This is a genomic window from Staphylococcus argensis (genome assembly GCF_002902305.1).
Taxonomy (GTDB): domain Bacteria; phylum Bacillota; class Bacilli; order Staphylococcales; family Staphylococcaceae; genus Staphylococcus; species Staphylococcus argensis.
Map to the genome: position 1 here is coordinate 244787 of NZ_PPPX01000016.1, position 14820 is coordinate 259606.

15 protein-coding genes and 1 pseudogene are annotated in these 14820 nt (G+C 39.1%); 8 read left to right on the top strand and 8 right to left on the bottom strand.

Annotated elements, in window-relative coordinates:
* The first annotated feature begins 377 nt into the window (after positions 1–377).
* From CD039_RS11780 to CD039_RS10050, 5 genes are all read left to right on the top strand, one after another.
* Positions 378–473, top strand: coding sequence for a type I toxin-antitoxin system Fst family toxin (locus CD039_RS11780; RefSeq protein WP_142384385.1), 96 nt, complete (start codon positions 378–380; stop codon positions 471–473).
* 375 nt (positions 474–848) lie between these two features.
* On the top strand, positions 849–950 hold the full coding sequence (locus CD039_RS11785) for a type I toxin-antitoxin system Fst family toxin (RefSeq protein WP_142381363.1): 102 nt from the start codon (positions 849–851) through the stop codon (positions 948–950).
* A 683-nt stretch (positions 951–1633) separates the two neighbouring features.
* Positions 1634–1741, top strand: a complete 108-nt coding sequence (locus CD039_RS11790) for a type I toxin-antitoxin system Fst family toxin (protein ID WP_142384386.1) — start codon at positions 1634–1636, stop codon at positions 1739–1741.
* Between the two features lie 522 nt (positions 1742–2263).
* Entirely contained in the window at positions 2264–2632 is a 369-nt protein-coding gene (locus CD039_RS10045; RefSeq protein ID WP_103372200.1) for a hypothetical protein, read from the top strand.
* Positions 2633–2793: 161 nt separating this feature from the next.
* Positions 2794–3687: a 5'-nucleotidase, lipoprotein e(P4) family gene (locus tag CD039_RS10050; protein WP_103372201.1), complete on the top strand. Its 894-nt coding sequence runs from the start codon at positions 2794–2796 to the stop codon at positions 3685–3687.
* A 169-nt stretch (positions 3688–3856) separates the two neighbouring features.
* Here the strand turns inward: CD039_RS10050 and CD039_RS10055 are convergent, their stop codons facing one another.
* The 5 genes from CD039_RS10055 to CD039_RS12290 form a co-directional block, all read right to left on the bottom strand.
* On the bottom strand, positions 3857–4804 hold the full coding sequence (locus tag CD039_RS10055; RefSeq protein ID WP_103372202.1) for a DUF418 domain-containing protein: 948 nt from the start codon (positions 4802–4804) through the stop codon (positions 3857–3859).
* 156 nt (positions 4805–4960) lie between these two features.
* Positions 4961–5812 (bottom strand): DMT family transporter, encoded by an 852-nt coding sequence (locus tag CD039_RS10060; protein ID WP_103372203.1) that lies wholly within the window; start codon positions 5810–5812, stop codon positions 4961–4963.
* A 208-nt stretch (positions 5813–6020) separates the two neighbouring features.
* Positions 6021–6446, bottom strand: coding sequence for a hypothetical protein (locus CD039_RS10065; RefSeq protein ID WP_103372204.1), 426 nt, complete (start codon positions 6444–6446; stop codon positions 6021–6023).
* Between the two features lie 446 nt (positions 6447–6892).
* Entirely contained in the window at positions 6893–8509 is a 1617-nt protein-coding gene (locus CD039_RS10070) for a poly(glycerol-phosphate) alpha-glucosyltransferase (protein WP_103372205.1), read from the bottom strand.
* Positions 8510–8680: 171 nt separating this feature from the next.
* A complete protein-coding gene (locus tag CD039_RS12290) occupies positions 8681–8941 on the bottom strand; it encodes an LPXTG cell wall anchor domain-containing protein (protein ID WP_103372206.1) in 261 nt (86 codons plus the stop codon).
* Between the two features lie 145 nt (positions 8942–9086).
* On the opposite strand from CD039_RS12290, the gene CD039_RS10080 reads away from it, so the two are divergent.
* Positions 9087–9815: a MerR family transcriptional regulator gene (locus CD039_RS10080; RefSeq protein WP_103372207.1), complete on the top strand. Its 729-nt coding sequence runs from the start codon at positions 9087–9089 to the stop codon at positions 9813–9815.
* Positions 9816–9927: 112 nt separating this feature from the next.
* Here the strand turns inward: CD039_RS10080 and CD039_RS10085 are convergent.
* A pseudogene (locus tag CD039_RS10085) lies at positions 9928–10988 on the bottom strand (LLM class flavin-dependent oxidoreductase).
* A gap of 288 nt (positions 10989–11276) precedes the next feature.
* Between CD039_RS10085 and ilvD the strand changes: the two are divergent.
* The gene (gene ilvD, locus CD039_RS10090; protein ID WP_103372208.1) at positions 11277–12971 is read left to right on the top strand and encodes a dihydroxy-acid dehydratase; all 1695 of its coding nucleotides are present in this window, start codon (positions 11277–11279) and stop codon (positions 12969–12971) included.
* Between the two features lie 107 nt (positions 12972–13078).
* Here ilvD and CD039_RS10095 read toward each other — a convergent pair whose 3' ends face one another.
* Both CD039_RS10095 and CD039_RS10100 read right to left on the bottom strand, forming a co-directional pair.
* On the bottom strand, positions 13079–13279 hold the full coding sequence (locus CD039_RS10095; protein WP_103372209.1) for a hypothetical protein: 201 nt from the start codon (positions 13277–13279) through the stop codon (positions 13079–13081).
* An 82-nt stretch (positions 13280–13361) separates the two neighbouring features.
* Positions 13362–13790, bottom strand: a complete 429-nt coding sequence (locus CD039_RS10100) for a MarR family winged helix-turn-helix transcriptional regulator (protein WP_240595143.1) — start codon at positions 13788–13790, stop codon at positions 13362–13364.
* Between the two features lie 162 nt (positions 13791–13952).
* Here CD039_RS10100 and CD039_RS10105 point away from each other — a divergent pair, with 162 nt between their 5' ends.
* On the top strand, positions 13953–14804 hold the full coding sequence (locus tag CD039_RS10105; protein ID WP_103372406.1) for an NAD-dependent epimerase/dehydratase family protein: 852 nt from the start codon (positions 13953–13955) through the stop codon (positions 14802–14804).
* Positions 14805–14820: the final 16 nt, after the last annotated feature.

A 14820-nucleotide genomic window follows, 5' to 3' on the forward strand; every position in this document is an offset into this window, starting at 1 on the left:
GATGTCGTCATCTCACTCCTATACGGACGATAGAAAGTTAGGTGCTTTCGTCGTCCTTTTTTTAATTTATTGACCAGTAACCGTATCTCCTAAAATAGGTTCTGTACCATTGCTGAATCTTATTTTTAGCGATTCACATGAATTCAAACAAGGTCGATTCATAACTTGAAAATGAATGTAAAGCTTACTATAAACATAACTAAAAAAGCCCCTCGCTATTGCAGTAGCAAAGGACCTCATTCATAGTAAACAACAATTCACTTACATAGAATCATATCATAGCCTTAGTCATTACTGATCACTATCATACTGATAATAATATAAATGCTGTCATATTTTCTGTGTTTATCCCCGTGCAAGAAGGAGGTGTATAAACCATGTCAGTTCTGGTAGTAAATATCATAGCTTCAGTTATCACTGGATACATTGTCGCGTATTTTACTCACTGGCTAAGTAATCGTAATAATAAATAGATAATAATGATTTTCCATACCCTTAGGTTCTATGACTATGATACTATGAAAGATATTGTTTCTATAATAGTATTTCTCTTTAAAATGATTATACACTATCGTTTGAAAAATGTATAGTATAAGGATGTTCAAAACGGTATTATTTAGAGCTAAAAATGAGAAACGTGTATAAGAACTTATGATAAAGAGTAGTTAAATGCACGAATTCTCACTATTTTTCAATATACGAAGCGCACTTCTATATACAAATTATATTTCTGTTATTTTTTATAATTACAGGCGTTTTAAGTTATTCTAAATATACTTTATTGGTATAATATAGAAGTCGTCATATCTTCTGTGATAAATAAAGGCACAGAAAAGAGGTGTTTCACCATGATAGAGCTTATAATACAAACTTCAGTCACAATCATTAGTGGCTGTATCATTGCGATATTTACGCAATGGCTACGTAATCGCAATGATCGTAAAAAATGACGGCATTAGTCATCACCGTATAAAACCTCTCACTACTGCAATAGTGAGGGGTTTGGTGTTTCTATGATAGAGCTTTTACAATATAATTATAGTCCAGTACCGAATGGATTGCAAAACTTAACCATACATATGCCTTCTCTTCGCAACCTTCAGGATAAATTTCTATACTACAATCTACTTCGTTAACAATAAAGAACTCCCTACTACACCACATAGTAAGGAGTAATAGTGATTATGCCTCAACCATTAGTAATTGGATTATTGCGATATTTACGCAATGGCTACCTAATCACAATGATAAAAATAGACGATGTTAGCCACCACATAAAAATCCCCATTACTATTAAACTAATGAAAGGTTCAGTGTGCTCATTATTGAACTTTAAATTCATATATTATTATACACTATCGTTTAAAAAATGTATAGTATATAATACTATAAACCACGATATTTATAACTGAAAATGAGGAATAAACATTAGAACTAGCATTAAATATAAGTTAAGTCCACTAGTTATCACTATTTCCGAATATTTATAGGGCACTTCTATATACAAATTCTATTTCTGTTTATTTTTATAATTCCAAGTCATATAAGTTATTCTAATATTAATTACTTGGTATAATATAGTCGTCGTCTGACTCCAGACGTCAATTAAGACGTAGGGAGGAGGTGCTACATCATGATTGAGCAACTAATTCAATTCACAACTACAATATTAAGTGGTTGTATCATTGCATTATTTACGCAGTGGCTTCGTGAACGCAATGATAAAAATGGGCGGCAATAGCCACCACATAAAGACCCCCCTCACTACCAGCATAGTGAGGGGGGTTGTGCTATATCATAATTGAGCTTTTATATTTACATCATACACCAATGTCTATAAGGTTGCAAAGATTAAATGTTCTTATTTCTTCTACTCGTGAAACATAAGCGTAATTATTATGTCTAAAGTTATTTTAAATATTCAATCATTAGTAGCTACACTATCGCGAGTTTCACACACTGGTTAGGTAAACGTGACAAGAAAAATAACAGACGATGATAACCAGCACAAAAAACCCCCTCACTATTGCCGTAGTGAGGGGGTTTGTGCATAAACTGACTCTTTTGCTTATGCGATTATTATACCACCAATATCTCTCAGATTGCAAAGTTTACTCACACCTTCAATTCAACAATATACTCATATCGCCCACCTCTCTTAAATCAACTTTCTGTATATAACTCTCGCTTCCCCCTTAGTTTTAATACTCTTCACTTAATGCTACACTCGAGACACAAAATTATTAAAAGATGAAATGATTAAATGAAATATTTTAAAATTATTACATTTATTTTATCCCTATTTCCACTAGAATTTATCGGCATGATGACTGACTATCAAACGGGTTCAATGATCGGCTATATTCCTTATCTTATCGTCGTTTTCTTAATTAGCATTGCGCTTTTCAATGTTAAATTCAAAACGCGACTCTGTATTCTCGCAAGTCGTGTAGTTGGCATCTTCATTTCTTGGATTTGTGTGCAGCTTTTCATCAATATTTATGAAACGGCAGGTTATTTTAAACCCTTTACCGCTAATAGCTTAACTATCGTCCTCGGCGTGATTCAATTTATCTTAATCTTGCTCGTAACTTTTGTGATTTTTGCTTTTTTACCGCGTAAGACTCATTAGATTAAAATGTACCACTTTTACTCAACCACATACTAGGTACTTTAAATAAATTCAATTACTACTAATAAAGTCTTTTCAATAAATTCAATTCCATCTATTTTCCAATTCACACATATAGTAGAATGAAATTATGTAAGATAATCATTTAATGAGGTGACTTTATGAATCGTATTACGAAATATGTATCGGCTGTCGCACTCGCGGGGGCTGTAACGGTATCTACTCCACTCACTACTCAAGCGTCTGGCGGCGGATCGCAACAAACGGCGCCAAGTCACAGTACGCAAACTCAAACGCCTGGGAGTCAAACGGATCTCGGTGTTCAGAACTATATGGCGGTGTCATGGTATCAGAACTCGGCTGAAGCGAAAGCGTTATATGCGCAGGGCTATAATACTGCGAAGGCAAATTTGGATCGCGAAATTAAGAATAATAAAGGTAAGAAAAAGTTGGCGATTGCCCTCGATATTGACGAAACAGTATTAGACAATTCTCCTTATCAAGGCTATGCATCTTTAAATAATAAGTCTCACCCTGATGGTTGGCACGAGTGGGTTGAATCTGCACAAGCGAAACCTGTGTATGGTGCGAAAGATTTCTTGAATTATACTGATAAAAAAGGTGTCGATATTTATTACATATCTGACAGAGATCAAGATAAAGACTTTAAGCCGACTCAAGAGAATTTGAAGAATCAAGGCCTTCCACAAGCAGATAAAGAACATATTATGTTAAAAGGTAAAAACGAGAAAGACAAATCTGCCCGTCGTGATAAAGTTCGTCAAGACCATAAATTAATCATGTTATTCGGTGATAATTTGCTTGATTTTGATAATCCGAAAGAGGCTACAAAAGAATCACGTGAAGAGTTCCTTGATGAGCATGCGGAAGATTTCGGTAAGAAGTACATCATCTTCCCTAACCCAATGTATGGTAGCTGGGAAACTACTGTTTACGGCAACCAACATGGTTTGAGTAATGAACAGAAAGATCAGTTGCGTAAACAATCTATCAAATATTTTGATCCTCAAACTTCTGAAGTTAAACATAACTAAATTCTAAAAAATGCACAGTCTGGAATGCCGACCAGATTGTGCATTTCTCATATAGGAAGATATTTAGATAATGAATTTCTGTCTAATCACTATTGTTCTACAGTTTTTCAAATATAGAGCTATCTCTATTTCTTTACAATAACTACAATCAACTACTTCGATTTATCATTTATACATTCTTATATGTCCACATACGCCATAATTTCTCCAATGGTCCTTGTCTGAAATAACGGAGCCATAGATAGGAAATCACGAGTTGAAGCATGATAAGCGGTACGCCATAAATAATAATCTGAATTCCCATTAAGTGACCTGTGACACGTCCTAGTATTTCTATGAGAATAATTTGGAGTGTGAATATCGTAAAGGCCATTCGACCTACGTACTTAAATGGCATCAATACATTCTTCATCAAGTCACTTTTTAACAGTATAAAGAGAAGAATAAAGTAAGCAATTGCTTGGAATGGTGTCATGTAAGCTAAGAGATCATTCCACTTCATAGGCAATGCAAAATATAAACTTATAGTTACTGCAAGACCGAATAAACTCACTAGTAATCCCCAATAAGTAGATTGAGATGCTTTAAAATTATAAATCTTACCTGACATCCCTAAATAATAGCCGATGAGCATCAATGAAAAGGTGGGTGGCATTCCTGTTTGATTAAAACGTGTCTCAAGTGAAATAAAGTACCCTGCTAGAGCAATGACTGCAACAGCTAATAGGAGCCATCGCGGTTTGAGTTTAAAACCAAACATGACGATGAGCCCCACAACAGCGTAAATAGTGAAAGGCACACCGAATATAAATAGCGGAATTCCAACTATAAATAAGAATATTAACCGTCGAAACATTAATTTAATCGGGTTTAAATCTTTACTTTCTGCATTACACATAAAGATAGCCATTCCCACCCCAAATAAGATGGTGAAGATACTGATAAATTTGCTGTCAATGGCTACTAATTTCACTACATTAATGATGTGATCTAAGTGTGTTTCCTTAGGCATAACTCCAGACATAATAGGAATCGCATCCTGTAGATTCGCGAAAGCAACAATACAAATGGCGAATCCACGAATAATATCCAAGGCGATGATACGCTTTGAAGTCATTTACTTTCCCTCCCATATCTTCACGATAAAGGAGGTAGGTGCTTACAGCCTTTATTTAACCTTACAAATTTACGGCAGAATCTTACATTTTCGAAAGCTATGCATTTTAAAAAAAGCAAAAAACGTTGCCTCCCGTAAGAAGACAACGCTACATATCTATGTCGACTGTTTCTGGCTCAACACAAGTGAGACAAAGACAATCACAATTCCAATAATTGCATTCACTGATAGGTGTTCATGTAAGAAAATGAGACCTAGCAATAATCCAACTACTGGTACCATATAGTTCGCTAAAGACGCGAAAATGGGACTGTATAAGTTAACGAGTGTGTTGTAGATGACATATGCAAGTGCGGAGTGGACTATTCCGAGAATAATTAAGCTTACCCACTGTCCTCCGTCGAAGTTGAAAGTAAACGCGTGCGGAACGATGATGAGTAATATCAATAGCATGCCACTCGCGATATACAGCACGTTTCTCATGTGATGAAGTGGCGCTGGATCTTTCAAACGCTGCATCAATACGAGTGAGATGGCGAAACAAAACGTCGCACTGACGAGTAAGACGAGTGACAGGATAGAGTCGTAGTCAAAGTGATTTGGATCCCATGAAATGAATACTACGCCAATAAATCCGAGTATGATCGCTAATGTTTCGAATAAATTAAGTTTCTTAGATGTCGCGATAAACATGATGAGTAATGTGAACACAGGCATAAGTGCCATAATCACGGAACTAATACCACTTGAAACGTGGCGTTGGCCTTGTGCGATAAAGATAAAAGGTAACACAACTTCAAATAATGCGATAAATATGTATAACAACCATTGCTTTCTGTATTTCCCTTTCTGCATTAATAGCGTCACAATAGTTAAGAAAATGCTGCCAAGTATCGCTTTACCGAATGCGATAAATGTAGCACTAGCATCATGTGCGATGACTGCAGTAAATAGGAATTGTGAACCCCAGATTAAACTTAATAAAGCGAGCAAGCCGAATTTCTTCACAAAACCGCTCCTTCTCTTGAAAGATTTCTTCGTACTACTACCACTTTATCTAATCATTGTATCAACCGTAAATAGAACTGTTTAGTTGCCCTCTCGCAAAACGCCTAGCCAACGTCCCTCACCAAAACGCACAAAAAACGAGCCAAGAAGTAAATACATCTACTTCTCGACCCACCATAATTATTATTTTCGTCGTTCCAACCTAGTCTTAATGTCCTAACATCGAAGGTAGAAATGGCGCCGCAAACATTAGATGCTTCGCAAAACGCATAATCGCGAGTGCAGCTAGCACAAGAATAACTAGGAAGCCGACTGTCTTGTATTTCTTCTTCTCGGGTTCTTCCTCTTTGGACTCTTTACCATCTAAATACGCTAATAATTCTGCCTCTATCTCTTTATCAATATCGGATTTCTCTTCGTCCTTCTTCGCATCCGCCTCGTCGTTCTGTTTCGACGAAGTTCGCTCACTATTTTTACTATTATTAGACGTCGGGCTGTCTTCTTTTCTACTTTCTGTTGAAGTTTGTTTCAAATCTTCTGTTGAGATCTCGTTTACTTCAACGGTTTGATCTGATTGTGACGCATGTTCAGTTTGGCTTTCTACTGCCTGTTTCTCTATCGTCTTCTTATTCACGCTTAACACCTCTGTTTGTCTTGAATCGTCGTGTTGCCCACTACTTATCCTCAATTATACTATGAACTCACCTGTCCGAGTAGTGATTCATCTACCTTATTCGCGAGCCATTCCTTCCTATAGTAAAAGGCAGGACGGAATCCACTCTTGAATTCTCGTCCCGCCTCATTGGAATTGTTCGTTATCTTATTGTTAACTTCTCTAATGAATGAAATGGTTTACAGAAATACGTTATCTTTTGCGGGGCTTACCTTCATTTTACAATTATTGGGGATAGTTGTTTCTTGAAAAATAAGACTGCCCGCATACTTCGTTTCTTATTTATTCTCTTTAACAGTACCTTGGATTGTACCTTCTTTAGTTTCCTTAACTGTACCTGAGATTGTACCTTTGTTCTCTTTATTCGCCATGTTCGCACACCTCCTCACTCGATTTATGCTTTCAAGTTAATCGTTAAACACTTTGCGATATTGGACTAAGCCAGAAATGTAATGCTCAATGTCATCAATACGCACACGGTAGCCGTGGTGTTTAATAAAGAATGAATTGATAATTCGCGCTGGATTCTTGAAGTACATCGCAAGTTCAGGATAGAAGAATCCGACACGCTCATAGTTAGCACGAATATGAATCGTTTCAATAAATTCCTCTTCGTTGATTAACTCTTCCACTAAATCTGCATGACCTGATTTCTTCGCTTTCTGAATCAAGTGGTATGTCGCCATCAGCATTTCTAAAAATGTTGGGAATGTTGTTTCACGATTTCTAATATAGTTCAAATATGGAGCTACGTTTTGAATACCAAATTCAAAATCCTTACGCTGTGGATAGATTTGTACGAGTTCATTAGTACAATAACCGAGCCAGTGGTCATGGTATTGCCAATATTTCTCTGCGATGAACTTTTCAAACAAGCCTTGAACTGCTTTAAGCCAAGTCTCGTTATGGTCAATTTGATACAAGCGTAATAACGCTAACGCTGCTTCACCGTCATAGTACACTACTCTGAAATGTTCTTTCGTCGTAAGATCAGGATAGTTAATCACGTGTGTAGTCTGCGCATTGTCAGGATCGATCATACTGAGAATTCCGTTGGCAACGAGTTGCGCTTTCTCAAGTAATCCTTGCTCCTCAGGATGATAACGCAGATATTCACATACTGCGAAGACGAATGCGGCATTCTGACCTAGCTTAATCTCGTTAATGCCTTTCGTATCATCAAAGATATGACCTTTACCATCTACTTCGTATAAATAATGTTCAATTAAATACTCTAACGGTTTCTTCGCCAACGTGATGTCTTTGTCACAATAAGCGAGTCCTTCGATTAAAGCATACGTTGATGATGAGTGTCTAAGGTTATTGTAGAAATTGATCTTTTTATCAAAGTGAGGGAAATAACCGTAAATATACTTCCCATTCTCTTGAATTTCATTTCCTAAATAATCCGTAGCTTTGCAGATTAAATCATCAAGTTCTGGGGCAAGATGATCTACCTTTCTTAAACCTTTCATATAGCCATCTGCATGTAGGTCATACACTTGATCGTTCTCAATAAAGAAGCTCTTCGTTCTGAACTTGATCACATCAGCACCGCGCATATTCGCATGACTATACTTACCACGAATACGTTTGTATTTATTCAAATATGTGTTGATATTCGTCTCAGATAAGATGAAACCTTTCTTGTCTTTACCTGGACGGACAAACGCATTAAAGTTGATTTCTTCAGGTAGGAAGACCGTATCCCAATCTTCGTCTAACGCTATACCATAGTCTACATAGTTACGTCGGGTATTAATCAAATCCGCTTTCACATCTTCAAAACGCGCCTCTTCCGTATCAGTAACGAAATCGAGCTTGAGCCACTGCGGACGTTTCCCTGATTTTTTACGATATTTTTCAAGAAATTTAATGATATTATTCTTCAAATTTCTCTTATTTTTAAATAAATGCACTACAGCTTTACTGTTGGGATTCCCTACACTGAGGAAACTATAGTCATTATCAGGATAAGCACTAGCCATCTCCAGCGCTTGAGAAATACTGCTCTGTAATGTCATCTTGTTAACTCCTTAGTTTATAAATCTGATTTTATTCTTAAATGTAATCCTATAATATATTATAACTCAGCTATAGGTAAAAGCACTACTTTCTAGGAAATAATACATTTTAATAATCAATAAGGTAGAGCGGCTAAGCTCAAAGCCTAACCACCCTATTGTTTAAAAAGATTATTTCTCCTCTTTAGAATCTTTGCGACGACGGAAGAATAGAAGTGAACCGAGACCCGCAAGCACTGTGCCTAATAATGTTGTGTTGGCATTGTCGCTACCAGTGTCAGGAAGTGCTTTGTCGTGGCCTTTGTCAGAGCCGTGATCTTTAGTATTGCCGTCATGGTTGCCGTCTTGAGTGTGGCCATCATGATCTGCGTTTGGATCGTGTTCAGTGCCGTGGTCTGAGTCAGCGTCAATCTTCTGCCATAATTCTTTCACTTGTTTCGTTTTTTAATACAGTTTCAACCTCCCCCTTGACCCTCACGTTACGTTATCCTTTAACTTAAAGTTAGAGTTAATAAAGTACTTTTAAACAATTTGGCCAAAGACAACTCGCAAAATTATACAATGGAGGTCATCGGAAATGACACAATACTATAGTATGAAAGAGGTAACGCAGATTACTGGAATTACGAAACGGACACTTCACTATTACGATGAAATTGGCTTATTGTCGCCGTCTCATCGTGCAGAGAACCAGTATCGTATGTATAGTCAACAAGATTTGATTGAGCTGCAGAAGATTCTCTTTCTAAAAGGGTTAGGTGTTCCGCTCAAAAATATTGAAGAAATGATGAAACTTGAGGATGAGAAGTTAAGAGAAGCACTTACATCTTACCAAGGTGAGCTGCTCGCAAAAATCGAGAAATTACAGAAGCTAAATCGTCATTTAACAGAATTCTTAGAAGGTGAAGCGCTCATTAACTTGGATATCTTTAACCAACCGCTTCAAGACCAATATGCCAAGGAAGCTGAAATTAAATATGGAGAGACACCTGCATACCAAAGTTATCAAGCGCGTACCGCTTCACAATCTAACGAGGATTTCAAGGAGGTGCAGCACAGAATGGATGCTGTGTTCGAAAAGTTCAATACATTAGCTGAGCAACAAGCACCGCTCAACGAGACGCAATCTATAGTTGTAGAATGGAAAAAGGTTATGCGTGAAAATGCTGATTTCTCAGATGAAGTCTTAGTCATGATTGCCCAAGGCTACGAACAAAATCCACGCTTCAAGGATTACTTCAAGAAATTCGGAAACTCAAACCTTCCATCCTATATTGCTAAACATGTGACGCATCATCTAGAGTAATAGCGCACATTCGGCCACAATAAATCACTTTTTAACAACATCATCGCCTACACAAGTAAGAGCAATCCCTACCATTTAGGCAAGGATTGCTCTTTCTTCATGCTCATTTCTACTAAGATTTCAAATGCTGTTTCACACTTGGAATAATTTGTTCGCCAATGAGCTCGATATTTTTCATAATCTTATCGAAAGGGACGCCGCCAAAGTCAATTTGAGCCATGAAACGTTGATGACCGTACAATTCGTGTTGATAGAGGATCTTTTCTACAATTTGTTGTGGACTACCCACCATTAAAGCGTCGCGTTCATCAGTTGCGGCATTAAATTGCGCTTTCGGATAGCCAGCGCCTCTGATGAAAGACATTCCAACATTGAGATGAGGATAGTACTCTTCAAGAGCTTGTTGAGACGTCTTAGCAGTATAGAATAAGCTAGCTGTGGATAGCGGCATAGATTTAGGTGACGTGTCATGTCCAGCATCTTCACCTGCTTGGCGGTAAGCATCGACTGCATCTTTAAAGACTTCTGCCGGACCACCTAAAGTTGTCATCATCATAGGTATACCTGCTTTACCTGCTTTAATCGCACTCGGTGGTCGTCCCCCCACTGCACGCCAAATGGGTAGATAGTCATCGACAGGTCGTGGGAAGATCTTCATATTATTCAAGTCTGGGCGGAATTGACCAGACCATGTAATTTTGTCATTTGCATTCAATTGCATGAGTAAATCCAGTTTTCCTCAAACAAAGCGTCATAATCATTAATATCTAAACCAAAGAGCTCAAACAAGCCTGTACGTGAGCCGCGTCCTGCTACGAGTTCAGCCCGGCCTTGAGAGATAAGGTCTAGAGTCGCAAATTCTTCAAAGACACGCACTGGATCAGCTGCACTAATGATAGAGGATGAACTTGAAATCTTCATTTTTGAGGTCGCCTGTGCTATAGCACCAAGCACGACACTGTGAGCTTGAGTTGTAAAATGTTCTTGATGGCTTTCTCCGACCGCAAAGACATCTAAGCCAGCTTGTTCCGCGAGTTGACTCATTTCAATAATTTGACGAATTCGTTGTTCGTAGCTCAATTTCGTTCCATTTTCTGGATTCATCAAATGGTCTCCTAACGTATATAATCCAAATTCTAATGGTGTGTGTTGATTCATAGTTAATCTTGCCAATGCGTTTCAGTCCTTTCGTTCATAACTCATTGTGTAGAGTTATCGTTTTAATATGTTAAACGCATACTACACCTTGCAGACAAAGGGGTCATGTGATTTGCTCATAATGAGACTTGAACCCCTACTGTCTGCTTTTACCCGCATAGCCATTGACAGTACTTTGGATTCACTTTATCCTAGTAATTCATTCTATTTTAAAAATTCAAACAACTTTAGTTTTACTCATATGAAAAATGCATCTATATGCAGAATTGACATTACTAACTCAACGAAACAAGGGGGAATTGGATGGCTTCAAACAACCATTCACAGAATCAAGATTTGCGCATTCAAAGTAAGATCATCAGCGAAGGGGTGAGTCGGACGCCGAATCGTTCTTATCTACGCGCGCTTGGATTTGAGGATGAGGATTTCCAGAATCCGATGATTGGTGTGGCGAGTACATGGAGTGAGGTCACGCCGTGTAACGTACATATCGACGGTCTGGCGCGTGATGTGAAGCATGGTATCGGTGAGATGGGGGCGAATCCGCTCATCTTCAATACGATTACAGTATCCGATGGTATATCGATGGGGACGCCGGGCATGCGTTACTCCCTGCCGAGTCGTGAGCTGATTGCTGATTCTATCGAGTCTGTCGTGAATGCGGAGAATCTCGATGGTGTAGTCGCGATTGGTGGTTGTGATAAAAATATGCCAGGTTGCATGATGGGTATCGCGCGTCTCAACTTACCTGCCGTCTTCGTCTATGGGGGTACGACATTACCTGGAAACCTAGAAGGTCAGAAATTAGATGCCGTTTCTGCGTTTGAAGGCGTAGGTCAGTACAATAATGAAGAAATTGACGACGATCGTCTCAACCAAATTGAATGTTCTGCTTGTCCTGGTGCGGGATCATGTGGCGGTATGTTCACTGCGAATACGATGGCTTCCGCTATTGAAGCGCTCGGTATGAGTTTACCGGGAAGTGCATCACATCCTGCTGTCTCTGCAGATAAATCTAAAGATAGTCGTGCTGCAGGTCAGGCTGTTTATCGTTTGCTCGAACGTGGCATTTATCCTGAAGATATTATGACGAAACCGGCGTTTGAGAATGCGATTACGGTTGCGATGGCGTTAGGTGGTTCAACAAATGTCATCCTTCACTTGCTTGCGATTGCGCATTCGATGGATGTCGATCTGTCATTAGACGATTTCGAAGAGGTGCGTGCTCGTGTACCTCACATCGCTGATTTACGTCCGAGCGGTCAGTATGTCATGGCAGACTTGAATGATTACGGCGGTGTTCCTGGCGTGATGAAAGTATTATATCAACATGGTTTGATTCACGGTGATTGCATGACGGTCACTGGCCAAACAGTTGCGGAGAACTTGGCTGAAGCGCCAGATCTTTCTGACGATGGTAAGATCATCGATTACGACAATCCGCAATATCCGACAGGTCCACTCGTTGTCTTGAAAGGTAATCTAGCTCCAGAGGGTGCCGTGGCGAAGATTTCTGGTTTAAGCGAAACTTACATTAAAGGTCCGGCGAAGGTCTTTGATACTGAGGAAGCAGCGACCAACGCAATTCTGAACGACCGCATCCATCCTGGCGATATCGTCGTCATTCGTTATGCGGGGCCTAAAGGTGGTCCTGGCATGCCTGAGATGCTTTCCGCTTCCTCTATTCTTGTAGGAAAAGGCTTAGGCGAATCGGTCGGATTATTAACAGATGGTCGTTTCTCCGGTGGTTCCCATGGTCTCGTCATCGGACATGCGGCACCAGAAGCACAAGTCGGCGGACCTATGGCATTATTGGAAGAAAACGACATCATCACCATCGATGCCGAAAATCATCTCATCGACTTCGATGTTTCAGATGAAGAATTAGAACGCCGTAAAGCGAAATGGCAAGCCCCAGAATTAAAAGTATCGAAAGGCGCACTTTATAAATACGCACGCTTAGTGAATTCCGCTTCGAAAGGTGCAACGACAGACTAATTTGTTAGAAAGTGGTCTCCCTAAATTATCACCCGGGAAATAATATAAAGTATAATTAGGCCCCCAATTACGTATTTTGAGTAATTGGGGGCCATTCTCTATAATATTTAAAATAAACTGCTTATCATCAACACAATGATATAAAGAAGAATTGCAAATCCGGCACTCATTCCGCCTGAAATCAACATAATCTTAGGTCTACTCGTAATATTTTTAGCTTTAATCACTTTATTCGCTAAAAATGAGCCAATGAGTACACTCACAAATATAATAATGACTTTAAACACACTGCCGTCCAGAACATTCACCTTCCCTCGTCTTAATCATTTCATCATATTAGTCGTTTCTTCAGATTCCTTAACCACCGTTATAGAACTACGAGACTTCGCCTTATTCTTTTCCCAACGACGCTTTCGTCGCAGTCAACAACATATCAATATTATTGAAGTCTACTTTATCTAATAATTTGCGATACTGTTGCATCATTCGCTCAGCAACCTCAATTCCCTTATCCGTCAAACAGATAATCGTCGCACGCTGATCCTGTGCACACTCATTACGACAAACGTAAGGCGTCTCCCCACGCTCGAGTCGATTGACCAAACGGGACATCGCACTCTGACTCAAACGCACAGATTGAATCAAATCGTTAATCTTACAGCGTTTCTCTGGCTGTTTATACAAATTATAAAGCACGCAGAACTCTCTCAAACTTAACCCGTACTGTTGTTTGAAATTACGCTCAATCATCTGCTCGATATAGTGAAAGTATTCTGTACTCTCCATCCACTCATCGATTCCACTCACTCGTTCCATCATTTCACCTTCTTCCCCTCTATGTACTCGCTTACATTCTTAATTGCTATTATACAAGTTTATCTCAGTTCTATAAATGGTAGATAGCAAAGTGCAAAGTGATTTCTTTCATTAACTCCAATCTCTATACTGAAATCTACATTTTTTAACTAAAGGATGATGATAATTAGTAAAATATTCGTTACAGGCGCAACAGGTCTCATTGGCACACGTTTAACACGCCGACTCGTTGAGGAAGGCCATGAAGTTGCAGGCTTTACGACTTCTGACCATGGTAAAAAGAAACTCGAAAATCAAGAAGTGAAAGGTTACATCGGAGATATTTTTAATTATGAAGATGTGGAAGCAGCGATTGGTGACTTTAAACCTGAGATTATCATTAACGAACTGACGGATTTGAAAGCCGTAGATATGACGGCGAACACGCGCGTTCGGGTCGAAGGAACGAAAAATCTCGTGAAAGCTGGGAAACAACATGGTGTTGAACACATGCAAGCGCAAAGTATCGCGTTTACGTACGCACCAGGAGATGGCTTAGCTACTGAAGAAACGCCGCTCGATTATAACTCTGAAGGCGATCGCAAAGTGACGGTGGATGGTGTCGAAGGTCTTGAGACACAAACACAAGAAATACCTCATCACGTCATCTTACGTTACGGTTACCTCTATGGCCCAGGTACATGGTTCGGTAAAGACGGCATGATTTACAATCAATTTATCGATGGCGAAGTGACGATGTCAGATGGCGAACAATCTTTCATTCATCTCGATGACGCGGTTGAAACTGCGATTCAAGCTCTCAACTTCGACAGTGGGATTTACAACGTCGCGGATGACGAGCCAGTAACTGGTGGCACTTGGGCTGACTGGTTTGCTGACATGTTAGGTGTAAATCCTAAAATGAATATTCAACCTGCCGCTGATTATGAACGTGGTGTATCAAATGAGAAGTTCAAAGCACAAGGTGGTCAATTAATTTACAATACTTGGCGCGAAGGCATGAAAGAAGATAATTAATATATTTAAGAGTAGG